This window comes from Cellulomonas sp. ICMP 17802 (genome assembly GCF_041295535.1).
In the GTDB taxonomy this organism is placed as follows: domain Bacteria; phylum Actinomycetota; class Actinomycetes; order Actinomycetales; family Cellulomonadaceae; genus Cellulomonas.
In genome coordinates this window covers 77494-100896 of record NZ_JBGFQZ010000001.1, presented here as the reverse complement: position 1 = coordinate 100896, position 23403 = coordinate 77494, and the positions used below count along the sequence as shown (strand labels likewise).

The 23403-nt window shown below is 73.0% G+C and carries 28 protein-coding genes; 14 read left to right on the top strand and 14 right to left on the bottom strand.

What is annotated here, in order from left to right:
* Positions 1–6: 6 nt before the first annotated feature.
* Genes AB5970_RS00550 through AB5970_RS00535 form a run of 4 tightly spaced genes read right to left on the bottom strand, consistent with a single transcriptional unit; the run spans position 7 to position 3114 of the window.
* Entirely contained in the window at positions 7–1191 is a 1185-nt protein-coding gene (locus tag AB5970_RS00550) for a low temperature requirement protein A (RefSeq protein WP_370501948.1), read from the bottom strand.
* Positions 1188–1529 (bottom strand): DUF488 domain-containing protein, encoded by a 342-nt coding sequence (locus tag AB5970_RS00545; protein ID WP_370501947.1) that lies wholly within the window; start codon positions 1527–1529, stop codon positions 1188–1190. Before AB5970_RS00545 ends, AB5970_RS00550 begins: the two co-directional genes overlap by 4 nt.
* A gap of 22 nt (positions 1530–1551) precedes the next feature.
* Positions 1552–2382: an alpha/beta fold hydrolase gene (locus AB5970_RS00540; RefSeq protein WP_370501946.1), complete on the bottom strand. Its 831-nt coding sequence runs from the start codon at positions 2380–2382 to the stop codon at positions 1552–1554.
* A gap of 18 nt (positions 2383–2400) precedes the next feature.
* Positions 2401–3114 (bottom strand): alpha/beta fold hydrolase, encoded by a 714-nt coding sequence (locus AB5970_RS00535; protein WP_370501945.1) that lies wholly within the window; start codon positions 3112–3114, stop codon positions 2401–2403.
* A 189-nt stretch (positions 3115–3303) separates the two neighbouring features.
* Between AB5970_RS00535 and AB5970_RS00530 the strand changes: the two genes are divergently transcribed.
* From AB5970_RS00530 to AB5970_RS00520, 3 genes are read left to right on the top strand one after another with little or no spacing between them, the layout of a single operon-like run.
* Positions 3304–4119 (top strand): helix-turn-helix domain-containing protein, encoded by an 816-nt coding sequence (locus AB5970_RS00530; protein ID WP_370501944.1) that lies wholly within the window; start codon positions 3304–3306, stop codon positions 4117–4119.
* A 51-nt stretch (positions 4120–4170) separates the two neighbouring features.
* A complete protein-coding gene (locus tag AB5970_RS00525) occupies positions 4171–5259 on the top strand; it encodes an AI-2E family transporter (RefSeq protein ID WP_370501943.1) in 1089 nt (362 codons plus the stop codon).
* Positions 5260–5295: 36 nt separating this feature from the next.
* Positions 5296–6159, top strand: a complete 864-nt coding sequence (locus AB5970_RS00520) for a DNA-3-methyladenine glycosylase family protein (protein WP_370501942.1) — start codon at positions 5296–5298, stop codon at positions 6157–6159.
* On the opposite strand, the gene AB5970_RS00515 is transcribed toward AB5970_RS00520, so the two are convergent.
* The 3 genes from AB5970_RS00515 to AB5970_RS00505 are packed head-to-tail and all read right to left on the bottom strand — an operon-like array spanning position 6149 to position 8155.
* Positions 6149–7339, bottom strand: coding sequence for an MFS transporter (locus tag AB5970_RS00515; RefSeq protein WP_370501941.1), 1191 nt, complete (start codon positions 7337–7339; stop codon positions 6149–6151). The genes AB5970_RS00520 and AB5970_RS00515 overlap by 11 nt on opposite strands.
* Before the next feature lie 31 nt (positions 7340–7370).
* The gene (locus AB5970_RS00510) at positions 7371–7823 is read right to left on the bottom strand and encodes an SRPBCC family protein (protein ID WP_370501940.1); all 453 of its coding nucleotides are present in this window, start codon (positions 7821–7823) and stop codon (positions 7371–7373) included.
* Positions 7820–8155, bottom strand: coding sequence for an ArsR/SmtB family transcription factor (locus AB5970_RS00505; protein WP_370501939.1), 336 nt, complete (start codon positions 8153–8155; stop codon positions 7820–7822). The genes AB5970_RS00510 and AB5970_RS00505 overlap by 4 nt, the downstream gene beginning before the upstream one ends.
* A 52-nt stretch (positions 8156–8207) precedes the next feature.
* Between AB5970_RS00505 and AB5970_RS00500 the strand changes: the two genes are divergently transcribed.
* Positions 8208–8546, top strand: coding sequence for a hypothetical protein (locus AB5970_RS00500; protein WP_370501938.1), 339 nt, complete (start codon positions 8208–8210; stop codon positions 8544–8546).
* Between the two features lie 15 nt (positions 8547–8561).
* On the opposite strand, the gene AB5970_RS00495 is transcribed toward AB5970_RS00500, so the two are convergent.
* Positions 8562–9128, bottom strand: coding sequence for an NUDIX hydrolase (locus AB5970_RS00495; protein WP_370501937.1), 567 nt, complete (start codon positions 9126–9128; stop codon positions 8562–8564).
* A 115-nt stretch (positions 9129–9243) separates the two neighbouring features.
* On the opposite strand from AB5970_RS00495, the gene AB5970_RS00490 reads away from it, so the two are divergent.
* Complete coding sequence (locus AB5970_RS00490) at positions 9244–10215, top strand: diacylglycerol/lipid kinase family protein (protein WP_370501936.1); 972 nt, start codon at positions 9244–9246, stop codon at positions 10213–10215.
* On the opposite strand, the gene AB5970_RS00485 is transcribed toward AB5970_RS00490, so the two are convergent.
* The 3 genes from AB5970_RS00485 to AB5970_RS00475 are packed head-to-tail and all read right to left on the bottom strand — an operon-like array spanning position 10206 to position 13438.
* Positions 10206–11030 carry an SDR family oxidoreductase gene (locus AB5970_RS00485; RefSeq protein WP_370501935.1) on the bottom strand — a complete coding sequence of 275 codons (825 nt, stop codon included), beginning with the start codon at positions 11028–11030 and terminating at the stop codon, positions 10206–10208. The two genes, AB5970_RS00490 and AB5970_RS00485, sit on opposite strands and share 10 nt — an antisense overlap.
* A 39-nt stretch (positions 11031–11069) precedes the next feature.
* Positions 11070–11981, bottom strand: coding sequence for a universal stress protein (locus AB5970_RS00480; RefSeq protein WP_370501934.1), 912 nt, complete (start codon positions 11979–11981; stop codon positions 11070–11072).
* Positions 11978–13438 carry an APC family permease gene (locus AB5970_RS00475; protein ID WP_370501933.1) on the bottom strand — a complete coding sequence of 487 codons (1461 nt, stop codon included), beginning with the start codon at positions 13436–13438 and terminating at the stop codon, positions 11978–11980. The genes AB5970_RS00480 and AB5970_RS00475 overlap by 4 nt, the downstream gene beginning before the upstream one ends.
* A gap of 178 nt (positions 13439–13616) precedes the next feature.
* Between AB5970_RS00475 and AB5970_RS00470 the strand changes: the two genes are divergently transcribed.
* The 4 genes from AB5970_RS00470 to AB5970_RS00455 all read left to right on the top strand — a co-directional run bounded on the left by AB5970_RS00470 (position 13617) and on the right by AB5970_RS00455 (position 16059).
* Positions 13617–14033, top strand: a complete 417-nt coding sequence (locus AB5970_RS00470) for a DUF5684 domain-containing protein (RefSeq protein ID WP_370501932.1) — start codon at positions 13617–13619, stop codon at positions 14031–14033.
* Positions 14034–14101: 68 nt separating this feature from the next.
* Positions 14102–14491 carry a PPOX class F420-dependent oxidoreductase gene (locus tag AB5970_RS00465; RefSeq protein WP_370501931.1) on the top strand — a complete coding sequence of 130 codons (390 nt, stop codon included), beginning with the start codon at positions 14102–14104 and terminating at the stop codon, positions 14489–14491.
* Between the two features lie 24 nt (positions 14492–14515).
* The gene (locus tag AB5970_RS00460) at positions 14516–15283 is read left to right on the top strand and encodes a putative protein N(5)-glutamine methyltransferase (RefSeq protein WP_370501930.1); all 768 of its coding nucleotides are present in this window, start codon (positions 14516–14518) and stop codon (positions 15281–15283) included.
* On the top strand, positions 15280–16059 hold the full coding sequence (locus tag AB5970_RS00455) for a DNA alkylation repair protein (protein WP_370501929.1): 780 nt from the start codon (positions 15280–15282) through the stop codon (positions 16057–16059). Before AB5970_RS00460 ends, AB5970_RS00455 begins: the two co-directional genes overlap by 4 nt.
* On the opposite strand, the gene AB5970_RS00450 is transcribed toward AB5970_RS00455, so the two are convergent.
* Positions 15966–16367, bottom strand: a complete 402-nt coding sequence (locus AB5970_RS00450; protein ID WP_370501928.1) for a VOC family protein — start codon at positions 16365–16367, stop codon at positions 15966–15968. The two genes, AB5970_RS00455 and AB5970_RS00450, sit on opposite strands and share 94 nt — an antisense overlap.
* A gap of 79 nt (positions 16368–16446) precedes the next feature.
* Here AB5970_RS00450 and AB5970_RS00445 point away from each other — a divergent pair, with 79 nt between their 5' ends.
* From AB5970_RS00445 to AB5970_RS00435, 3 genes are all read left to right on the top strand, one after another.
* Positions 16447–17382, top strand: coding sequence for a helix-turn-helix transcriptional regulator (locus AB5970_RS00445; protein WP_370501927.1), 936 nt, complete (start codon positions 16447–16449; stop codon positions 17380–17382).
* Between the two features lie 371 nt (positions 17383–17753).
* Positions 17754–19106: an HNH endonuclease signature motif containing protein gene (locus AB5970_RS00440; protein WP_370501926.1), complete on the top strand. Its 1353-nt coding sequence runs from the start codon at positions 17754–17756 to the stop codon at positions 19104–19106.
* A 90-nt stretch (positions 19107–19196) separates the two neighbouring features.
* Positions 19197–19610 carry a DUF3224 domain-containing protein gene (locus tag AB5970_RS00435; RefSeq protein WP_370501925.1) on the top strand — a complete coding sequence of 138 codons (414 nt, stop codon included), beginning with the start codon at positions 19197–19199 and terminating at the stop codon, positions 19608–19610.
* On the opposite strand, the gene AB5970_RS00430 is transcribed toward AB5970_RS00435, so the two are convergent.
* The gene (locus AB5970_RS00430; RefSeq protein WP_370501924.1) at positions 19591–20157 is read right to left on the bottom strand and encodes an SRPBCC family protein; all 567 of its coding nucleotides are present in this window, start codon (positions 20155–20157) and stop codon (positions 19591–19593) included. The two genes, AB5970_RS00435 and AB5970_RS00430, sit on opposite strands and share 20 nt — an antisense overlap.
* Positions 20158–20240: 83 nt before the next feature.
* Positions 20241–20651 carry a DUF6855 family protein gene (locus AB5970_RS00425; protein WP_370501923.1) on the bottom strand — a complete coding sequence of 137 codons (411 nt, stop codon included), beginning with the start codon at positions 20649–20651 and terminating at the stop codon, positions 20241–20243.
* 114 nt (positions 20652–20765) lie between these two features.
* On the opposite strand from AB5970_RS00425, the gene AB5970_RS00420 reads away from it, so the two are divergent.
* Both AB5970_RS00420 and AB5970_RS00415 read left to right on the top strand, forming a co-directional pair.
* Complete coding sequence (locus AB5970_RS00420) at positions 20766–21305, top strand: hypothetical protein (protein WP_370501922.1); 540 nt, start codon at positions 20766–20768, stop codon at positions 21303–21305.
* Positions 21306–21495: 190 nt separating this feature from the next.
* Complete coding sequence (locus AB5970_RS00415) at positions 21496–23379, top strand: adenylyl cyclase (protein ID WP_370501921.1); 1884 nt, start codon at positions 21496–21498, stop codon at positions 23377–23379.
* The last annotated feature ends 24 nt before the right edge of the window (positions 23380–23403 follow it).

The following is a 23403-nucleotide window of genomic DNA, read 5'->3' as shown; positions in this document are numbered from 1 at the left end:
GGAAATCTAGCGCGGCCGCCGGCCGCCCTCGGGCGGTTGGAGCGCGAGCCAGACGACCACCGCGACCAGCGCCCACACCAGCACCGCGACCGACAGCGAGGACCCGACCAGCAGCAGCACCACCGGGACGACGACGCTCGGCACGCCGCGCACCAGCAGCCAGGCCCGGCTGGTGCCCACCAGGATCGCCGTGACCACCCCGATCGCGCAGTAGGCGGCGACCGCCGCGCACAGCAGGGCGCGGGCGTCGACCGGGAGGTCGCCGTGCGTGTGCTCGACCGCGATGCCCAGCGCCGCCGCGAGGGCCGCCAGGGCGCCCGTGAGGAGCGCATGCAGCAGCATGACGATGCGCGGGGCGACCACGTGCGGCTTGAGCTGCGGGATGCCGGCGATGCCGTGCAGCAGCCCGGCGGCCCACACGGAGGCCAGCAGCGCGAAGGCGCCGAGCGCGACGACGGCCGTGCTGCGGTCCCACTCCTCGGAGCCGGCGGCGGCGTCGATGATCTGGATGAGCCCCTCGCCCAGCACGATGATGACGAACAGGCCGAGCCGCTCCGCCAGGTGCTCCTCCTGCGTGTGCGCACCCTCGAGGACGAACGTCCGGCCGTTGCCGGGACCGCCCCGGCGCGGTGACGCCTGGGCGCGGGCGAGCTTCTCCTCCGCGTTCTGCATGGTGCGCGCCGACGACGCCGTGAGCAGCACGACCAGGTCGATGACGATGCCGGCCGCCCACAGCCAGTAGCGGGCCGGCGCCGCCACCCAGAGCGACACCAGCCACGGCACGGCCCCCAGCCCGTACTGCGCCAGGGGCCAGTCGAGGACCACCTTGCCGCGGGAGAAGACGGCGCCGGCCAGCCAGCGCAGCACCACGTACGCGACGACGAAGGCCGCGGCCCGCGCGCCGTGGATGCCCGGCACGGCGGCGGCCATCACGGCCAGGCCGATCATCGCGGTGATGAGCACCCGGGTCCGGGCGTCGTCGCCCGCGATGTTCCCGTAGACGGCGAAGCCCGCCCACGAGATCCAGAACGCGAGGTAGAGCACGGCGTACAGGCCCAGCGTCGTCGAGCCCATGTCCTCGTGCAGCAGGTGGGCCAGCTGGCCGATGCCGGCGACGACCACCAGGTCGAAGAACAGCTCCTTCCAGGAGGCGTGCCGCTCGACTGCCTCGACGGGCTCGGCCGCCGTCACGCGAGCAGGTCCCGCAGCACCGCGGCCTGGTTGTGGACGGGGTCCTGCGCGCCGTAGACCAGCGTCACCACGGGGTGCTCGGCGACGACCCGCCGCAGCTCGGCGACCGCCGGGTTGTCGGCGAGCTCGGCCCGGTATCGCCGGGCGAACTCGTCGAACGACTGCTCCTCGTGGTGGAACCACCGGCGCAGCTCGGTCGTCGGCGCGACCTCCTTGAGCCAGAGATCGACCGCGGCCCGCTCCTTGGTCAGCCCCCGCGGCCACAGCCGGTCGACCAGCACGCGCAGGCCGTCGCCGTCGGACGGCTGGTCGTAGACCCGTCGGAGCTGGACCGTCATGCCCGCCATGATGCCCCGGTTCCTAGCGGGACAGCAGCCAGTCGAGAGCGTCCTCGGCCGCGTCCAGCACCGAGACGTGCCCAGCACCGGGCCGCAGCCACAGCTCGGCCGTCGGGATCTGGTCCGCGAGCCAGCGCCCGTGCGCCGGCGGCACCACGCGGTCGTCGTCGCCGTGCAGCACGAGCACGGGCACCGCGATGTCGGCCGGGTCGAACCCCCAGGGCGCCACGTAGGCGAGATCGTCGTCGACCATCCCGCCGATGCCGCCGGCGTGCGCCTCGCCGGCGATCCGGCCCAACCAGCCCCACACGCCCTCGAGGGCCTCGTGGTCGGCGGCCGTGAACATCGACGGGTCGTACTCGCTGTCGGTCAGCTCGCGCTCGAGCGCCTCGCGCCCGGCGACGGCGGCGTGCAGCTCGGCCGTGCCGGCGCGGTTGATGCCGGCGAACCAGTCGAGGCTGTCGGCGCCGAACGGGGCGGTGCCGGAGCCCTCGACCGCGGCGAGCACCCGGTCGCCCAGCAGGGCCGCGCACGCGAGCGCGTGCGGTCCGCCGCCCGAGTGGCCGAGCACGGCGAACCGGTCGATGCCGAGCGCGTCGGCGATCGCGGCCACGTCGCCGGCGGCCGACGCCACGTCGCGCCCCGGGTGCGGGGTCGACCCGCCGTACCCGGGGCGGTCGTAGGAGACCCAGCGGACGCCCGCGCGCAGGGGCAGCAGCGGCTCGGGCGGCGTGCCCACGTTCGGGGTGCCGTGGTGCCAGACGACGGTGAGGCGCGCGTCGTCGTCCGGCACGACGTCGTACGCGCGCAGCGTCCGGCCGTCCGGCAGCTCGACCGGCGTCGGGGTGATCACCGGCCGAGCCTAGGGACGTCAGCCGACCGCGTCGATGGCCTGCTGGATCAGGGCGGTGACCTCGTCGGGGTGGCTGATCATCGCGACGTGCGAGCTCTCGATCTCGACCACCGTCGCTCCGGCGCGCGCACCCATGACCCGCTCGGCGGCGGGCGGGATGACCCGGTCGGAGGACGCGACCAGGTACCAGGCGGGGACGCTCTTCCAGGCGGGCGGGCCCGACGGCTCCCCGAGAGTCGCCAGGGCGCTGGGGCGCTGGGTCGCCGCCATGACCGCGGCGAGGTCGTCGGGAAGGTCCTGGCAGAACACCTGGTGGAAGATCTCGACCTTGAGGTAGGCGTCGACGTCGCCTTCCCCCGCGCCGAACGGTCGGAACTGCAGGACCTGCGTGAGGTCCGGCGGGGGTCCGTCGCTGCCCAGGGCGGTGGCGGCGCCGACGGCCTCGCCGTCGTCGAGGGCAAAACCCGCCACGTAGACGAGCGCCTTGACGTTGTCGGCGCCGACGGCGGCGTTGGTGATGACCGCGCCGCCGTACGAGTGGCCGACGAGGACGACCGGTCCCTCGATGGTCGACAGGACCGACCGGACGTACGCGGCGTCGGCTGCGACGCCGCGCAGCGGGTTCGCGGGGGCGAGGGTGGTGTAGCCGGCGGCGTTCAGGCGGGTGATGACACCACCCCAGCCGGAGGCATCGGCAAACGATCCGTGGATCAGGACGACGGTCGGGCTCATGGTCGGTTCCCTCCGGGCGACGGCACGTGTCCGGTCAGTGTCAGGACCGTGAGCAACTTCCGGGTAGCCGTCGGGTGCACGGTTCTGGTCCGTCCGTGCACGATCTGCCGTCAGGTGACGTATGCCGGGTGCCGGGTGGCGCGCCTACCGTGGGCGGATCCGTGACGCCCGACATGTGAGGTTTCCGGCATGAGCCTGGTCCTGCGCTCGGACGACCTGCCGCCACACGACCGGCCCGGCACGATCACCTTCTCGTCCGCCCGGTCGGCGTCGGCGGCACGGAAGGACGACGACCCCACCGTGTTCCTGGCCGTGCAGGTCTCGGGCACGACGGTGGTCGCTCAAGGCGGCCGCCGGGCCGTGCTCCGGACGGGCGACATGGCCGTCTACGACGCGACCCGTCCGTACACGGTGCTCCACACCGACAGCACCGTGCTGCACCACGTCCAGGTCCCGCGCAGCGCGCTCGCACTGCCGCAGGGCACCATCGATGCCGTGGCCTGCCTGCGTATCGGCCCCGACAACAACCCGCTCGCCGCCGTCGTCGCGCCGTATGTCGGCTCCTTGGGCAGCTCGGGTGTCCTGGACCGTCCCGAGGCAGCCGACCTGGTGGCAGGACCGAGCATCGACCTGCTCCGCGCGCTCATCTCGATGCACGTCGCCGACGGGCCCCGCGCGAGCCATCCGCTCGTGCTGCGGGTCCAGGAGTACGTCCGGACGCACCTCGCCGACCGGGACCTGTCCGCCGCCACGATCGCCGCGGCGCACCACGTCTCCGTCCGGCACCTCTACGCGTCGCTGTCGCGCGCCGGCGTCGCGCTGCAGGCCTCGATCCGGGAGCAGCGCCTCGAGCAGTGCCGACGCGACCTGCGCGACCCCCGGTCTGCCCACCTCACCGTAGGGGCGATCGGCGCCCGCTGGGGGTTCTCCGACGCGTCCCACTTCGGCCGGGTGTTCCGCGACGCCTTCGGGACGACCCCGCGCGAGTGGCGGGCCACCGGCTGACCCCCGCGCTATCGTGCGTGCACCCTGCCGACCGAAGGAGCCCCGCACCTGATGGCACCGCCCCAGGGGCTCGCGCCCTCCACCCGCACGCTGCTGTTCCTCTCGGCCGGCGTCGTCGTGCTCGCGGGGATGCACGCCGCGCGAGAGGTGCTCGCGCCGCTGTTCCTGGCGGCCGTGCTGGTGATCATCGTGCACCCGGTGCGGCACCCGCTGGAGCGCCGCGGCTGGCGTCCGGCGGCGGCCACCACGGTCGTCATCATCGTCGTCTACCTGATCCTGCTGGCGCTCATCGCGATGCTCGTGTTCGCCGGCATCCAGTTCGGCGGGCTGGTCCAGGACTACCTGACCGAGCTGCAGTCGTCGATCTCCGACGTGACCGCGTGGCTCGCGTCGATCGGCGTGGACCAGGGCTCGATCGACTCGATCCGGGACGCCCTGCAGCCCTCGCAGCTGGTGGGCGTCGCCGCGTCGCTGGGCGGGGCCGTGCTGGGCATCCTCAGCACCCTGTTCGTGGTGGTCACCTACGTGATCTTCATGGCGGTCGACGCCGCCCGGTACGACGGCGCCGACGACCGGTTCGGGGCCACGCACGGCGACGTGCTGAGCCGGGCCACCACGTTCAACATCGGCGTCCGCCGCTACTTCGTGGTCAGCGCGTCGTTCGGTGCCGTGGTCGCGATCATCGACGGGCTCGCGCTCTGGGCGCTCGGGGTGCCCGCCCCGGCCGTGTGGGCGGTCCTCGCGTTCGTCACCAACTTCATCCCGAACATCGGGTTCGTCATCGGCGTCATCCCGCCCACGCTGCTCGCCCTCGTGGTGGGCGGGTGGCCGCTGGCGCTCGCGGTGGTCGCGGTCTACAGCGCCGTCAACGTGGTGCTGCAGGTGCTCGTGCAGCCGAAGTTCGTCGCGGACGCCGTCAACATCACGCTGACCCTGAGCTTCGTGTCCGTCATCTTCTGGACGTTCGTCATCGGGCCGCTGGGCGCCATCCTCGCCGTGCCGCTCACGCTGCTGACCCGCGCGGTCCTGCTGCAGGGCGGCCCACGGAGCGCCTGGTGGGCGTGGCTCTCGGGCGAGGACCTGCCGAAGAAGCAGGTCGCGCCGCCGCCGCCGCCCGCCGGGGAGCCGGTCGCCGGCTGAGGTCCCGTGTGGGTGGCCCGTCCTAGCGTGCCGGGCATGGCCGTCATCGAGATCCCCGTGCGTGGTCGCTTCGACCTGGTCCAGAGCATCGGCTTCGGGTTCGGTCAGCGCGACGCCGGCGACGGGTCGGTGATGCGGCTGGCGTTCTGCCTCGACGGCTACGTCACCCAGGTGGGTGCGGCCGTCACGCAGCCGGCGCCCGACGTCCTGTCGTGCGAGGTGCTGGGCGACGCCGACCCGTCCCTGGTCGCGGCGCAGGTCGCGCGCGTGCTCTCGGTCGACGTCGACGCCACCGGGTACGACGAGCTCGGGGCGCGCGACCCGCTGGTCGGCGCGGCCCAGTCCCGGCGGCCGGGCCTGCGCCCGCCGCTCTTCTACTCGGCGTACGAGGCGCTGCTGTGGTCGGTGCTCTCCGCCCGCCGCCCGCAGCGCCAGATGGCGGGCGTCCGGGCCGCGCTGGCCCGGGCGCACGGGCGGGTGTTCGAGGTGGCCGGCCAACAGCTGGCCGCCGTGCCGCTGCCCGCCGACCTGCTCGGCGTCGCCGACTTCTCCGGCATCCCAGCCCCGAAGATCCCGCGCCTGCACGGCATCGCGCGCGCGGCCCTGGACGGGGCGCTCGACACCGCGACGCTCCGTGCGCTGGACCCGGCCGCGGCGGCGACCGAGCTGCAGCGGCTCGACGGCATCGGGCCGTTCTACTCCGAGCTGGTCACCGTGCGCGCGCTCGGGCACACCGACGTGCTCCCGGTGAACGAGCCGATGGTGCGGTCGGTGGTCGCCCGCGCGCTCGGCGAGGACGAGCCGCTGTCGCCGGACCGTCTGACCGAGGTGGCGGAGGCCTGGCGGCCGTGGCGGACGTGGGTCGCGGTGGCGATGCGGGCGGGCTCCGTCAGCCCGTGAGTGCGGGGAACGCGCGGCGGGCCACGAGGATCACGACGAGGCTGACCAGCACGAGGCCGGCGCCGACGTACGGCAGGGCGCCCAGACCCGGGCCCACGAGCACCAGCGCGCCGAGGGCCGCGCCGCCGCCGATGCCCACGTTCGCGGTCGAGTTCACCAGCGCGCCGATGACGTCCGGGGAGGCGCCGCGCGTGCGGATCGCCGCGGTCTGGAACACGGACGCCATCGCGCCGAAGGCACCGCACCACAACGCGGCCGCGACCAGCACCGGGATCCTCGTCGGGAACGCGAGCCCGAGGCCGAGCAGCCCGAGCCCCATGAGGGCGTGCACCACGAGCGTGCCGCGCCGCGGGTTCCGGTCCAGGGAGGCGGCGGCGTAGGCGGTGCCCAGCAGCCCGACCGCGCCGAGGCCGAGCAGCACGGGGCCGACCGCGGTCTCCGCGAGGCCCGTGGCCAGCAGGATCACCGAGACGTAGGTGTAGACGACGTACTGCGCGAGGTAGGTGAGGGTGTTCGCCGACGACACGATCCCGAGCCGGCGGCGCCGGTCGGTGCGGGTGTCGTCGGCGTGCGGGGCGTCGTCGGCGGAGACGCCGGGCAGCAGGGTGGCGACGAGCACGGTGGCCAGGGCGCAGGCGCCGGCGAGCACGAGGAACCCGTTGCGCCAGCCGATCGCGGTGCCCAGCGCCGTGGTCAGGGGGACGCCGAGCACGAGCCCGGCGGACGCCCCGGCGGTGACCAGGGCGAGCGCGCGGCCCGTGACGTGCGGCGCGACCAGGCGCGAACCGTACCCGATGCTGAGCGAGAAGAACAGCGCGTGCGCGATGCCGCCGACCGCGCGGGCGCCCGCCACGACGGCGAACGTGGGCGCGATGCCGACCAGCGCGTTGCTGGCGGTGTAGGCGGCCAGGGTGCCCAGCAGCAGCCCCTTGCGGGGGAGCCGCCGGGTGCCCAGGGTCAGGGGGATCGCCAGCGCCGCCACCATGAACGCGTAGACGGTGACCAGCAGGCCGGCGATCGACTCGGTGACCTCCAGGTCGGCGCTGATCTGCGGCAGCAGCCCGACGGGGACCAGCTCGGTGGTGATCGCGACGAACGTGGCGAGCGTGAGCGCGGCGAGCCCCCCTGCCGCGTCCCGGACGGAGCCCGGGCGCCACATGGCCTGCTCGGTCCGCGTCACGACCGCATGGTCGCACGGTCCGCCGACGCGGTCAGCGGAGCAGGTACGCCTCGATGCGGTCGAACGCGCCCACCCAGGCGTACTGCGTGAAGAAGTCGCGCATCTCCACGTTCGGGAACCCGCTCTGCTGCACGCTCATCAGCGTCCCGCCGTCGACCGCCCCGAACGTCACCTCGATGTGCGTCGTCATGGTCATGCCGTCGGGGCTGCTGCCGGACGACTCGGTGACCAGGCGGTGCGGGCGGTCGATGACCAGGAACGTCTGCGTCTCGCGGAAGAGGCTGTCGGCGTCCTTGCCCCAGACGGCGGTCTGCCGGCCGCCCACCCGCAGGTCGACGGAGATCTCGACGATGCCGGGCGTCTCGTCGAGGATCGAGAACCAGATCTTCTGCTTCTCCGCGTCGGTGTAGGCGTCGAACACCTCCTCCGGCGTGGCGGGCAGGACGCGGGTCATGCGCAGCTCGAGGGTGTCGGTGGTGCTCATGAGTCGGTGCCTTTCTGCAGGGTGAAGTAGGCCTCGAGACCGTCGAGCCGACGCTCCCAGAGCCGCTGGTAGAAGGAGATCCACGCCATGGCGTCGTCCAGTCGTTCCTCCCCGAGACGGCACTGCCGCGAGCGGCCGACCTTCTCGGTGCTGACCAGGCCGGCGTCCTCGAGGACCTGGACGTGCTTCTTCATGCCGGTGAGGGTCATCCCGTACGGCTCGGCCAGCTCCCCGATGCTCGCGGGACCCTCGCCCAGCCGCGTGAGGATGTCGCGCCGGGTCGCGTCGGCGAGCGCCGAGTAGATCCGGTCGAGAGTCTCATGCTGAACCATGCGGTTCACCATACGACACTGAACCAGATGGTGCAATGACTATCATCGACGCATGCGCGCGGTGCGAGGCAGGCTCGGGGCGATCGTCGCGCTGCTCGTCGCCGCCGGGCTCGCGCTGTCCGCGCTGGCGGGGCTGACGTGGCGCCGGTCGCTGGCCATCCCCGCCGACGGGCCGTGGCAGGTGGTGCTGCGTCACCCGGCCGGCGGCTGGAGCGCCTGCCTGGACGATGCGTCGGTCGCGACCACCGCGACGACCGACGACCTTCCGGCGTCGTACGTCACGGCGGACCTGGCGTCGGACGCGACCGTCCGGGACGTCCGGCGGGTGGCCGAGTGCCTCTCGGGCGCGATGACCGGCGGGACCATCCAGGTCGTCGCGATCAACCCGTAGCCGGCTCGGCCGAGCTCAGCCTCGCGGCGGCGTCGGCCGGTCCGCTCTGGCCCTGACCTCGGCGAGCACGGTGCCCAGCCGCTCCGCGAAGTCGGCGGGCGCACCCGGCGGCAGGTCGTCGACGGAGAACCAGGCGACCCGCTCGCTCTCGTCGCTGACCACCGGTTCCGAGCCCTCCGACGCGTAGGCGACGAACCCGACGTCCCAGTGCACGCGACAGGATCCGAAGGCGCTCGAGAGGTCGTGGCGGTGCAGGTCCGCGGGGAGCGGACCCTCGAGCCGGAGGTCGGTGATCCCCGACTCCTCGCGGGCCTCGCGCAGGGCGGCGTCGGCCAACGACGTGTCGCCCGGCTCCAGGTGCCCGCCCAGCTGCACCCAGAACTGGCCCTTGCGGTGGAAGCAGAGCAGCACCCGGGAGTGGTCCGGCGTGAGGACGAAGCAGCTGGCGGTGAGGTGCTGCGGGCCGAGCGACCGGTCGACGGCGGCGGGGCCGGACGCGTCGACGAAGGCCTGGTACTGCGCCAGCAACCCGGCCTGCGCGTCGCTGCTGGGTGTCCAGGCGTCGAGCTCGTCGGTGATCACGGGCGGCAGCGTACGGCGCCCGGGGTCGAACACCGGACGACCATCCTCTCCGCCTGACCAGGGACCGATGGTTCTCGGGTGGCCGGGCGGAGACGCCCGGGGGACACTCGCCGACGTGACGATCAACCGCGAGACGCCCGCCGAGCAACGGCTCGACCACGCCCCGCTGCGGTCGGCGGTGATCGTCAACCCGAACCGCGTCGAGGGGCTCGACGAGCTCCGGGCGCAGATCCTCGAGCAGCTGACGGCCGCCGGCTGGCCCGAGCCGGCCTGGCTGGAGACGACCGCGGAGGACCCCGGCACGGGCCAGGCGAAGCAGGCGGTGGCCGACGGCGCGGAGGTCGTGTTCGTCGCGGGCGGCGACGGGACCGTGCGCGCCTGCATCGACGGGCTCGCCGGCACCGACGCGGCGCTGGCCATCCTGCCCGGTGGCACCGGCAACCTGCTGGCCACCAACCTGGGCGTCCCCACCGACACCATCGAGGGCGTGCAGCTCGCCCTGGACCGGGGACGCCGCGCGGTCGACCTCGGCGAGGTCGAGGGCCAGACCTTCGCGGTCATGGCCGGCATGGGCCTGGACGCGGCGATGGTCGACGACGCACCCACCAAGCTCAAGGCCGTGCTCGGCTCGGTCGCGTACGTGTATTCGGCGCTGAAGCACCTGAACGACGCCGAGATGAAGGTCGAGGTGCAGGTCGACGACTACCCGGTGCTGCGGCGCCGTGCCCGGACCGTGCTCATCGGCAACGTCGGACGCCTGCAGGGCGGGGTCAACTTGCTGCCCGACGCCGAGCCCGACAACGGCCAGATGGACGTCGCCGTGCTGGCGCCCAAGAACCTCGGCCACTGGATCCAGACCGCGTTCGGCGTGCTGCGCCCGGGCCGCCACAAGGTGCCCAACATGGAGGTGCTGCGGGGGTCGCGGATCACGGTGACCAGCGACCGCCCGCAGCCCCGGCAGCTGGACGGCGACGTGATCGAGCCGTCGGCGACGCTCGAGGTCGGCGTCCGGCCGGACGCCCTGTGGGTCTGCGTCTACCAGCCGGACGAGTCGGAGGACCTGACCGAGGGCGCCCCTCAGCCCTGAGCCAGCTGCGCCACGTCGTCCCACTGCTCCCACGTGGCGATGCGCGAGGCGTAGTCGGCCTTCGCGGTGCCCAGCGGCGAGGCGCCGAAGAACACGCGCAGCGGCGGCTGCTCGGCGTCGACCACCCGCAGGATCGCGGCGGCGGACGACGTGGGGTCGCCGGGCGTCCCGATGCGCTTGGCCCGCGCTTCGGCCATCTGCGCCCGGGCCTCGTCGTAGGCGGCGATCGGCGTCGCGTGCCGGGCCGACGAGCCGCCCCAGTCGGTCGAGAACCCGCCCGGCTCGACCAGCGTCACGTGGATGCCGAACCCGGCGACCTCCTGCGCCAGCGCCTGGCTGAACCCCTCGAGCGCCCACTTGGACGCGTGGTACGCGCCGATGTTGGGGAACGCGGAGATCCCGCCGATCGACGAGACCTGGACGATGTGGCCGCTGCCCTGCGCGCGCAGGAACGGCAGGGCAGCCTGCGTCACCCAGAACGCGCCGAACAGGTTGGTCTCCATCTGGTCGCGCAGCTCGGCCTCGGACAGCTCCTCGGTGAACCCGAACTGGCCGTACCCGGCGTTGTTGACCACGACGTCGAGCCGCCCGAAGTGGTCGTGCGCCCGCGCCACGGCGGCGAAGTCGGCCGCGCGGTCGGTGACGTCGAGCGCCAGCGGCAGCAGGGTGTCGGGGAACCGGGCGGCCAGCGCGTCCAGCGAGGAGACGTCCCGGGCGGTCGCGGCCACACGGTCGCCGCGCTCCAGGGCCGCGGTCGCCCACTCGAGGCCGAACCCGCGGGACGTGCCGGTGAGGAACCAGGTCTTCTGTGTCATACCGACGACGCTAGGACTTCGAGCGCGCTCGAACGCAAGTCAGAGCTCGTCGCGCGGCACCAGCAGGACGGGGACCGGGGAGTGCCGGATGATCTTCGTCGCGTGGGTGCCCAGGAACACCCGCCGCAGGGCGCCGGCGTCGGAGGACCCGAGGATCAGCAGCTCGTTGGGCAGCCAGTCGACCGAGGTCATCGACTCCGACCAGCTGGCGCCCGACGTGACCACCAGCTCGACGTCGTCGTCCAGCGCGTCGCCGAGCCGGGCGCGCAGCGCGGCCTGCGCCTCGACCATCTGGGTGCGCCACTGCTCGGACACCTCCGACTCGATGTCGGTGCCGATCTCGGGCGGGTACATCGTCGCCGAGCGGACCCCGAACGAGCAGATGCGCAGCCGGACGTCGATCTCGCGGGTCAGGCGGGCGGCCCACCGGACCCCCGCGGCGGCGAGGTCGGACCCGCCGAACGTGCAGGTGAGGCGGCGCGCGGTGGGATCGGGGGTGCCGCGGTACGACCGCGGGGCGAGGGCGAGCGGCACGGGTGACGAGTGCAGCAGGTGGTTGGCCGTGGAGCCCACGACCACGCGGCCCTCGGGCCCGTCCGGCGACGAGCCCAGCACCAGCGCCGTGGCGTCCCGCGCCTCGGCCAGCGCCGCGAGGGCCCGGGGCGTCGACCGCTCGTGCAGGCGCACGAACTCGACGGTCAGCCCGGCGTCGCGCCCCTCGAGGAAGTCCAGCGCCGCAGCCTCCGCCTCGTCGGCGCGCCCCTGGACCCACTCCCGCATCTCGCCGTCGACCCTGGCCATGGACGGCACGGACCAGCCGGGCGGCACCACGGTCGCGACCACGAGCACGTTCGGCCCGGTGGCCTCGGGCAGCGTGCGGGCCAGCGTGACGCCGAGGTCGATCGCCCCGTGGGCGTCTCCGAAGGGGTTGGCCCCGACGACGATGGTCACCGCAGGTCCTCCTCGAGCAGGATGCCGGCCTCGACCGCGCGTTCGAGGATCGAGTGCTTGCGGCCCCAGAGGAAGTAGAAGGCCAGCACGACGCTGAGCCAGAGCAGGAACCAGGCGTACGTGTACCAGTGCAGGCCCGACAGGATGTAGACGCAGGCCGCGATGGCCAGGATCGGCGTGACCGGGTAGCCCGGGACCCGGAACCCGCGGGCCAGGTCGGGCCGGGTGCGGCGCAGGATGATCACGCCGACGGACACCACGATGAACGCGATGAGGGTGCCGATCGACACCAGGTCCCACAGGTAGTCGAGCGGGATGAACGCGGCGAGCAGGCCGACGACGACCGCGACGATCACCGTGTTGTTGACCGGCGTGTGCGTGCGGGGGTCGACCCGGGCGAAGGCCCGCGGGAGCAGGCCGTCACGGCCGATCGCGAAGAGGATGCGCGTCTGCCCGTACATCGTCACCAGGGTCACCGAGAAGATCGAGATGACCGCGCCCGCGGACAGGATCGTGCCCGGCCACGAGGCGCCGACCACGTTCTCGAGGATCTTGGCCAGCCCGGCCTCGCCCTGCTCGGGGTCGGCGAACTCCTGCCAGGGCTGCGTGCCCAGCGCGGAGACGGCGACCAGCACGTAGATGGTGGTGACGATGCCCAGGGCACCCAGGATCGCGCGCGGCATGGTCCGCTGCGGGTCCCGTACCTCGTCGCCGGCGGTCGAGACCGCGTCGAGGCCGATGAACGTGAAGAAGATCGTGCCGGCGGCCGCGGTGATGCCCGCGACGCCCTTCGGGGCGAAGTCGGCGAAGTTGTCGGCGTGGAAGCCGGTGAACGCGATGGCCACGAACATCACGAGCACGCCGAGCTTGATCACGACCATCGTCGCGTTGACCTTGGCGGACTCGGACGCGCCGCGGACCAGCAGCAGGGCGCACATCGCGACGAGGAGCAGGGCGGGCAGGTTGATGAACCCGGGGTCCGCGTCCCACGGGGCGGCCGACAGGGCGGTGGGCACCTGCCAGCCGATCAGGTTGTGCAGCAGCTGGTTGAGGTAGCCGCTCCACCCGACCGCGACGGCCGCCGTGGAGACGCCGTACTCGAGCAGCAGGCAGGCCGCGACGCCCATCGCGACCACCTCGCCGAGGGTCGCGTACGCGTAGGAGTAGGTGGACCCGGACACCGGGACGGCGGACGCCATCTCGGCGTACGACAGGGCGGACAGGCCTGCCGCGAGGCCCGCGAGCAGGAACGAGATGACCACCGCCGGGCCCGCGTCGGGCACCGCCTCGTGCATGACGAAGAAGACGCCGGTGCCCACCGTGGCGCCGACGCCGAACATCATGAGCGTGAACGTGCCGAGCGACCTCTCGAGGCCCTCGCTGGACCGCACCTGCGCCGCGGTGATGGGCTTCCTGCGCCAGAGCTGGGCCTTCAGGGACACCTGCGGAACCGTCATGGGGCGGGCCTCTCCGAGGGGGCCCACGTGCCCGGGCCGTCGCCGTGTGTCCTGGTAACGGTAGGAGCAGGACGACGAGGGAGCAATGGGACCGGCGCGCACAGCGGGCTCCCAGAAACTCGCAGGACGGCGCGCGATTTGCCTCACAAGGGCCTCTGATCATCGCTACTGTCCGCGCATGATCACATCTCTCGCCACCGAGGTGGCCACCACGACGTCCACCGCCGTCGGCCCGAGCGTCTACGTCAGCGGCCTCGTCGGCTACCTGCTCGCCGCGTTCGCACTGGTCGGCATCTTCCGCAAGGCCGACGAGCCGGTCTGGCAGGCCTTCGTCCCGATCTGGAACTCCCTCGTGCTGATCAAGGTCGCCGGCAAGCCGATGTGGTGGTTCATCCTGCTGCTGATCCCGGTCGTCGGGCTCATCTTCGGGATCATCATCCTGCACAGCCTGTCGACGTCGTTCGGTCACGGGGTGGGCTTCACCATCGGCCTGATCTTCCTCAGCATCATCTTCCTGTACATCCTCGGCTACGACTCCAAGCAGTACGTCGGAGCCGCAGGCGGCGAGCCCGTCCGGGGCTACGCCACCGCCTGACCCGCTCGTCCACGAGGCGGCCGCACCCCCCGGGGTGCGGCCGCCTTCTGCGTGGGTGACCATCGCGCATGACGACTTTCGACGCCCTCGCCGACGAGGGGTTCATCTCCCTGACCACGTTCCGCAAGACCGGGGTGGGGGTGCCGACGACGGTCTGGGTCGGCCGCGACGGCGACGCCCTGCTGGTCACCACGCCGCGGGGCAGCGGCAAGGTCAAGCGGCTCGGTCGCGACCCCCGGGTCGAGCTGACCCCCAGCAGCCGGTTCGGCAAGGTCGACGACGACGCCCCCACGGTCACCGGCGTCGCCGAGGTCCTGGACGACGACGCGGCCCGCGAGCGGTGCAACGCGGTGATGGTCGAGAAGTACGGCCTCGAGTACCGCGTGATGATGGGCATCGAGAAGCTGGGCCGCAAGGGGGACGACAACCGGGTCATCGTGCGGATCACCCCGGCGTGAGCGGCCCGGCGTAGATTGCCGGGCGTGACGCCGACCCACGCCGAGATCACCGCGGCGCTGCGGGCCGCCGGCTGCGTGTTCGCGGAGGACGAGGCGACCATCCTTCTCGACGCCGCGGGCGATCTCGACTCCCTGGTCGCGCGCCGCGTCGCCGGCGAGCCGCTGGAGGTCGTGGTCGGCTGGGCGTCGTTCTGCGGGCTGCGCATCGAGATCGACCCCGGGGTGTTCGTGCCGCGCCGCCGCACGGAGCTGCTGGTGCACGAGGCGGCACGGCTGGCCCCGCCCGGCCCGGTCGAGGTGGTCGACCTGTGCTGCGGATCCGGGGCCCTGGGTGTCGCGCTCGCCTCTCTGCTCCCGTCCGTCTCGTTGACCGCCGCCGACGTCGAGCCCGCGGCCGTCCGGTGCGCCCGCCGGAACGTGGAGACGGTCGGCGGCCGCGTGGTCGAGGGGGACCTCGACGCGCCGCTGCCCGCCGAGCTGCGCGGTCGGGTCGACCTGCTGCTGGCCAACGTGCCGTACGTGCCCACGGACGCGATCGGCACCATGCCGCCCGAGGCGCGGCTGCACGAGCCGCTTGTCACGCTCGACGGCGGGGCCGACGGCCTGGACGTGCTGCGCCGGGTGGCCACGGTGGCCCCGCGGTGGCTCAGCCCGGGGGGCCACCTCCTGGTGGAGACCAGCGAGGCCCAGGTGCCGGCGGCGTCGGCGGCGTTCGCGGCGTCCGGCCTGCTGCCGCGCGTGGTGCGCGACGAGGAGTCGGGCGGCACGGTCGTCGTCGGGACCCGGTCATGAGCGCTCCCGTCGACCAGCTCGTCGCCCTTGCCGACCCGGCCCGGGCGGAGGCCATGGCCCGCTTCTTCCAGACCGGGCCCGGGGGGTACGGCGAGGGGGATGTCTTCCTCGGCCTGACCGTGCCGCAGGTGGTCTCGGTGGCGCGGACGTGCGTCGGGCTGGACGTCGCGGAGCTGGAGTCCCTGCTCGAGGACGCGCGGCACGAGGTCCGGCTGCTCGCGCTGAAGGTCATGGCGCGGGAGTGCGCGGCGGGTCGGACCCCGGCCGACCGTCGTCGGGAGCTGCTCGACCTGTACCTGCGGCGCACCGACCGCGTAAACGGTTGGGACCTGGTCGACGCCAGCGCGCCGTACGTGCTGGGGCTCGCCGTGCTGCAGGGCGCGTCCGCCTCGGTGCTCTACCGGCTCGCCGGGTCGAGCTCGCTCTGGGAGCGCCGCATCGCGATCGTCGCGACGCTCCCGCTGGTCAAGGCCGGGTCCCTGGACGACACCTTCGCGCTGGCCGCCCTGCTCGAGGGCGACCGGCACGACCTCATCCACAAGGCCGTCGGGTGGCTGCTGCGCGAGGCCGGCAAGAAGGACGAGGCCCGGCTGCTCGCCTTTCTCGACGAGCACGCCGCGACCCTGCCCCGGACGGCCCTGCGGTACTCGCTGGAGCGGTTGTCCCCGCCCGTGCGCGCCCACTACATGGCCGCGCGCTCGAGCCAGTTGGGGTTGGTCATCAGGCCGACCACGTTGCCGAAGGGGTCGACCGCGGACGCGGTGACGAAGCCGTGACCGCGCTCGCGCGGCCCGTCCAGCACGGTCGCGCCCTTCGCCAGGAGGCGCTGCCAGGTGCCCTCGAGGTCGTCGACGTGCCAGTAGACGATCGCGCCGGACGGGCCGCCGCTCGCGGGGGCGAAGCGCCGGTCGACGATGCCGAGCTCGTCGTGGTGGTCGCCGAGGCGGAACTCGACGTAGCCGTCGCGGACGAAGTACGGCTCGAGGCCGAGCAGGTCCGTGTACCAGGTGCGGGCGGCGGCGAGGTCGTCGGCGAAGATCGAGACGTTGGCCAGGCCGCGGAACGTGCTCTGTGTCGTGGTCATGCCTCCACTCTCGCGATTGAAGTGTTCACCTTCTGAGCACTTTGTCTGCGACTCTTCTGGGGTGCGCGCGGACCGCTTGGTGGCCACCCTCCTGCTGATGCAGGCGCGCGGGCGCTTGACCGCCGCCGAGGTGGCGTCGGAGCTCGAGGTGTCGGTCGCGACCGCCCGCCGCGACCTCTCGGCGCTGTCCACGGCCGGCATCCCCGTCTACCCGCAGCCGGGGCGTGGCGGTGGCTGGTCGCTCGTCGGCGGCGCCCGCACCGACCTCACCGGCCTGACCTCCGCCGAGGCGCAGGCGCTGTTCCTGCTGATCGGGCGGGCCTCGTCCTCGTCGTCGGTCGACGCGACGTCGGCTCTGCGGAAGCTCGTCCGGGCGCTGCCCGCCACGTTTCGCGCGGACGCCGAGGCGGCGGGCCGCGCGCTCGTCGTGGACCCCGTCGGGTGGGGCGGGTCGGCGCGCGCCCGATCGCCGTGGCTCGACGAGCTCCAGGGGGCGGTCGTCCGTCGGCGGCAGGTGTCGCTGACCTACGACGGGCGGTCCCGCGGCCTCTCGACCCGGACCGTGGACCCGTGGGCGCTCGTCGACAAGGAGTCGGTCTGGTACCTCGTCGCCGGTACCCGGTCGGGCCGGCGCACCTTCCGGCTCGATCGCATCCGCTCGCTGACTGTCCTCGACGTGCCGGCCGCACGACCGGACGACCTCGACGCCGGGGAGATCTGGTCGTCCATCGTCGACGACGTCGAGCAGCGGCGGTCGCGCGTCTCCGCGACGGTCCTCGTCGACCACTTCCTGGTGTCCGGGCTGCAGGGGAGGTTCGGGCGGCACGCCACGGTCGTGGGTGCTCACGACGACGGCCGGGCGGTCGTCGAGGTCGCGTCGCACACCGCCCGGTCGGTCGCGGAGCACCTCGCGGGGTTCGGGGGTGCCGTCGAGGTGCTCGAGCCGCCGGCTGTCCGGGCCGAGCTCGCGGCCATCGGGGCGGAGCTGGTGGCCCGGAACGGGTCGGTCGGCTGAGGACTGCTCTGCCGACGGTCCCGGCTGTCCACAACCTTGCAGGTCAGGCACCGAATGTCGGCGGTCGATCGTACACTTGTTCGATAGCTGGTTCGGGTGTGCGGGTGCGGAGGGAGGTGGTCGGGGTGACGGCGGTGCTTGAGCGTCCGCAGGTCGACGACCTCGCCGTGGACGGCCCGAGGCGGACTCGTGCCGTGCCCGCCGCGTCGGTCGCTGCCTCGGACACCCCCGTGCCCGCTGGGTCCTCCGCCGCTGCAGGCTCTCCCGCCGTCGGGGGCGCATCGACCGTGTCCTCGGATGTCCTGCCCCTGCCTGCGCTGGTGTGGGCGGATTCGGGTCGGGGGGCGCGTCCAGGTGCGGCGCCCGAGCCCGTGCGCGGTGCTGGCGTTGTCGACCTGGGTGCGGTGGAGGGGTTCCCGCTGCCGGTGGACCTGGCCGCCCTGGTGGCCATGCTGGTCTCGGTGCCGGTGGCGGAGGTGTCCGGGGCGGCGCTGGTGAACGGGGTCGCGGCGTGGCAGCAGGTGATCGCCATGGCCCAAGCGGCCCAGGCGACGTTCGTGCGGGAGCTGGTCGCGCGTACGGCGATGGACCCGTTGGTGCGGGTGGCCGATGAGGTGGCGTGCGCCCTGGTGTGCACCCGCCGCCTGGCCCAGGACCTGGTGCTGCGCGCCGACGCCACCGCCGCCCACCCGGTGTTGGCCGATGCGTGGGCGACCGGGGGCATCGAGGCGCGCAAGATCGACGTGATCCTGACCGAGGCCCAGGCCGGCACGAGCCTGGGCGGCGCGGTGCGCGACGCGGTGATCCACGACGCCGTCGCGCATGCCGCAGACCTGACCGCGCCGCAGCTGGCCCGGCACGTGCGCACCATGGTCCTGGCCGCCGACCCGGACGCGGGCGACAAGCAACGGGTGGCCGCCCGCGAGCGGCGTGGGGTGTTCCTGGACCCGGCCCCCGACGCGATGGCCCGCCTCATCGCCTACCTGCCCGCCGCCGACGCCACCGCGGCGTTCACCGCGATCGACGCCCTCGCCGGCAACGCCCGGGTGGACGGCGACACCCGCACGGTGGACCAGCGGCGGGCGGACGCGTTCGCGGACATCTTCACCGCCATCCTCGACCGGCAGACCACCCCGGACGGCACCCCGCTGCCCCGCAAGCACGGGCAACGGACCGCGCTGCAGGTCACCGTCGCCGCGTCCACCCTGGCCGGGCTGGACAACAACCCCGGGTTCTTGGCCTCGTATGGGCCGATCCCGGCGCAGGTCGCCCGCGAGCTGGCCCAGGACGCCACCTGGCGGCGCATCCTGACCGACCCCACCGGGCAAGCCTGCGTCGTGGACACCCACACCTACCGACCCGGCGCCGACCTGACCCGCACTGTGCAAGCCCGCGACGTGACCTGCACCTTCCCCGGTTGCCGGCAACCCGCCACCCGCTGCGAGATCGACCACCGCACCCCCTATGACCACCACCGGTCAGACCACGAGCAGGGCCTCGAGCCGCAGACGTGCGCGGCGAACCTGCACGCGCTGTGCAAGCACCACCACCAAGCCAAGACGAAACGCTGGTGGCAGGTCACCTACGACCCGGCCACCGGGGTCTCCACCTGGACCGACCGACACGGCCTGACCTACGCCCGCCACCCCACGCCCGTCCTGGTCCCCGACCACGCCCTGCACCACCGACCACCCCCACCCCACCCCGGCAACCCACCCTTCTGACACCAACCACCCGGACACTCGGCAGCCGCAACCTCGCAGGCTTCACGCCCGGGGCAACCGGGTGTCGGTGACGGCCGCTAGCGTGCCCGGATGATCATCGAGGGAAAGTTCACGGTCAGCGGCTTCGCGGGAGTGCCGGTCGCGCAGGAGGACCCGGTGGTCACGGCGCTGGCCGTCGGCGTCGCCACGATGACCAAGCACTACGAGGGCGCCGTCCAGGGGCGGTCGACCACGCTGTTCACGTCGGCGTTCGACCCGGAGCGGGGAGTCGGCACGTACGTGGCGATGGAGTCGTTCGAGGGCAGCCTCGACGGGCGTGCCGGGTCGTTCAACTTCGTGCACGCCGCGTCGACGCGGGGGACCGACCGGTTCGACGAGCACCTGGCGATCGTCCCGTCGAGCGGCACGGGCGAGCTCGCGGGCATCGCGGGCAGAGGGGTCATGGCGATCGACGCGGACGGCACGCACTGGCTGCGGCTGGACGTCACGCTGGACGCGGGCTGATCCGGTCGGTAGACGAGCGGTGCTCGGCCTCGGCGAGGCTCGCGAAGGTGCGGAGCTGCTTGCGCATCATCACGAGGTCGCCCCAGGCCAGCAGCCACCCGCGCAGGGCGTGGACCCGGGAGCTGGGCGGGGCGACGCGAAGGACCGCCACCAGTCGGGTGTGCGCCGGGGCGGTGGTGATGACGGCGTACGTGACGGCGACGTCGCCGAACATGCGGGTGCCCACCCCGGGTGCCATGCGGACGGTCAGGTGCCGGTCGGGGACGAACGAGTCGAGCGTGAAGATGCGGGAGAACGTCTGCCCGACCTCCAGCTCCCAGCACCAGGGCAGCGGGACGCGCGGGCTGCGCCGGCCGCGGTTGTCGATCCAGTCGTAGCTGTAGGGCGCGACCCGGAACTGGCAGAGCCACCGGTACACGACGTCGGCCGGCGCGGCGGCGTCGACGCCTCGCAGCAGGCGGCCGGCGGGTGCGGGCATCAGCAGGTCGCAGGGGTACTCCCGCCGCTGCTCGGCCGCCGTCACGCCCCAGACCGCCGTGATGCCCATGCGCCCTCCGTCGTCGAAGGGTCACGCTAGGCGCGCACGAGTCGTGCCCGCCTCCGGCTCTCAGCGGGCGCTCAGCGCGGGCGTCAGGAGGGGATCGCGCGGACGGTGTTGTTGCGGGCGTCGTGGGTGAGCTCGACGAGCCCGAGCGCCTCGAGCAGCGGGGGCAGGTACATGCCGAACCGACCGCGGTACCCCTTGCGCAGCCCGTACCAGCCGCCGACGGGGTTGCTCTCGTCGCGACCCCAGGCCTCGACGCTCCCGGCGGCGGCGGGCTTCTGCTCGTCCGCCGCACCGAGCGGCACCCAGTCGCCCTGCGCGAGCAGCCAGGCGTGCAGGTCGTCGATCGCGCTCAGGTGGTACTTCAAGGTGGTCGACCCCACCTGGCAGACGAGGGCGGGCGGGTCGGCGGACTCGTCCCGGTACATCGTGTAGGCCGACGAGCCGGGCGCCGTCGTCAGCTGCCACGGGTCGTCCTTGGTGCCGGTACCGGCCATCAGCCTCTCCCTCGAGCGTCGGGGCGGAACGTCAGCACCCACTATCGACCGCTCGCGGGCCCCGCGACAGTGCCTCCCGCTACGCTCGCCAGCGGTGTCGACGGAGGGCGTGCGATGACGGTGCAGGTGGCGATGGGTCTGGCGAGCGTGGCGGCGGACGAGCCCTGGTACGTGGTGGTCGCGACGCTGGGCCCGCTGGTGGCGGCCATCGGCGCGATCGGTGCGTTGATCATCGGCATCCTCACGGTCCGCCAGCGCACCGGCGCCGACGCACGGTCGCAGTGGTGGGCCCGTGTGCAGTGGGCCGTGGACCTGGCGTTCGACCCGGACGACACCAAGCGCTCGGTGGGGCTGGACGCCCTCGCGCTGCTGGCGTCGTCACCGCTGGCGAGCGCCGACGACGACGCGTTCCTGGCGGGCCTCTCGCTCGACGTGCTCCGCACCGTGGAGGACCGGGGCGCCGGTGACGAGGCCGACTTCGTCGCGGTCGGCGCGGAGGCGCCGGTCCGTCCGTCGGCCACCCGGCCGGTGGTCGAGGTGAGCCGGTCGGAGGTGGCGGCCGCGCGGTTGCGCGTGGTGACGGACCGCGGCCGCGGGCTGGTGACGCCCGCGTGGATCGCCCGGCTGGCCGCGACGGCTCTTCCGCACGGCTGACGCCGACCGAGTGAACGTCCGAACGGGAAAACACTTACTGACCTGTCAGGGTTGACACGAGTCACCTGACCTGTACCTTTTGTCCTGGCCGGCAACAAAAAGTCCGGTTGCACGGCGCCAACGACGGTGCCTCCTCGCGCGCGAGGGTCCGTCTTGCGACGTGCCCTGTGCGGAGAAAGGTCCGTCCCTCATGCTCCTTCGTACGCGTCAGCAGGCTCCGAACCACCGCAGGCGGGCGACCGCGGCGGTCGTCGCGGCCCTGAGCCTCGCGCTCGTGCCGCTCCTCGCGGCCCCGGCCCAGGCGGCCGCACCGGCCGTCGACCTCGGCCCCAACGTGATCGTCTTCGACCCCAGCCAGCCGATCGCGGAGATCCAGGCGAAGGTCGACGCGATCGCCGCACAGCAGGTCCCCGCGCAGTTCGGCGACGGACGGTACGCCCTGCTCTTCAAGCCGGGCACGTACGGCACCGCCGAGCAGCCCCTGCGGTTCCAGGTCGGCTACTTCACCGAGGTGGCGGGCCTCGGGCAGAACCCCGGCGACGTCGTCATCAACGGCGCCATCGAGGTCTACAACCAGTGCTTCCCGACGGCGCCCGGCGCCCCGACGGACTGCACCGCGCTGGTCAACTTCTGGCGGTCGCTGTCCAACCTGAGCATCCACTACCAGGTGGGCAACGCCGACGGCTGCCGCGGCTCGGCCAACTTCTGGGCCGTCTCGCAGGCCGCACCGATGCGCCGCGTGAGCGTCACGGGCGCCAACGTCAGCCTGATGGACTACTGCACCGCCGGACCGCAGTATGCGTCGGGCGGGTTCATCGCCGACTCCGCCCTGCCCTTCGTGGTCAGTGGCAGCCAGCAGCAGTTCCTGGTGCGCAACGGCTCGGTGGCCGGCTGGAGCAACAGCGTCTGGAACCAGGTCTTCGCCGGGGTCCAGGGCGCTCCCGCCACGGACTTCGGGGTCGCGCCGGGCACCAACAAGTACACGACGCTGGACACCACCCCCGCCTCGCGGGAGAAGCCGTACCTCTACGTCGACGCCGCGGGGAAGTACAACGTCTTCGTCCCTTCGGCCCGGACGAACACCGTCGGCACCACGTGGGCCACGGGCAGCACGCCCGGACGGTCGCTGCCGCTGAGCAGCTTCTTCGTCGCCAAGCCCGGTGACAGCGCGTCGAAGATCAACACGGCGCTGGCGCTCGGCAAGAACGTGCTGTTCACGCCCGGCGTCTACCACGTCAACAAGACGCTCAACGTGCTGTGGCCCAACGCGGTCGTGCTGGGCCTCGGCCTGGCGACGATCGTGCCGGACAACGGCGTGGTCGCGATGCAGACGCTCGACGTCCCCGGCATCGACATCGCCGGCCTGATGTTCGACGCCGGCCCGACGAACTCGCCGGCGCTGCTGCAGCTGGGCACCAAGATCTCGGCGCTCGACGCCAAGCTCAAGAAGCCCCTACTGAGCAGCGCGAGCAACCCGACCGCGGTGCAGGACGTGTTCTTCCGCATCGGCGGCGAGCACGTGGGCAAGGCCACCCAGAGCCTGGTGGTCAACACCAACCAGACGATCATCGACCACACGTGGGCCTGGCGTGCCGACCACGGCACGGGCGTCGGCTGGACCATCAACACGGCCGACACGGGCGTGCTGGTGAACGGCAACGACGTCACCGCGACGGGCCTGTTCTCCGAGCACTACCAGAAGTACAACGTCGTCTGGAACGGCGAGCGCGGCAAGACGATCATGTTCCAGAACGAGCTGCCGTACGACGCGCCCGACCAGGCGTCCTGGCAGCACGACGGGGTCGACGGCTGGGCCGCCTACAAGGTGGGCGACAAGGTCAAGACCCACGAGGCCTGGGGCATGGGCAGCTACATCTACACCAACGTGAACCCGACCCTGCACGCCTCCCGGGCGTACGAGGTGCCGGTCACGCCGGGCGTGCGGCTGCACGACATCCTGACGGTCTCGCTCAACGCGGCGGGCACCATCGACCACGTGGTCAACGACACGGGCGACCCCGTGACGCCGACCATCCAGGGTCCGAGCGTGGTGCAGGAGTACCCCGCACCGTGAGCTGACGCGTGACGACGACGGGCC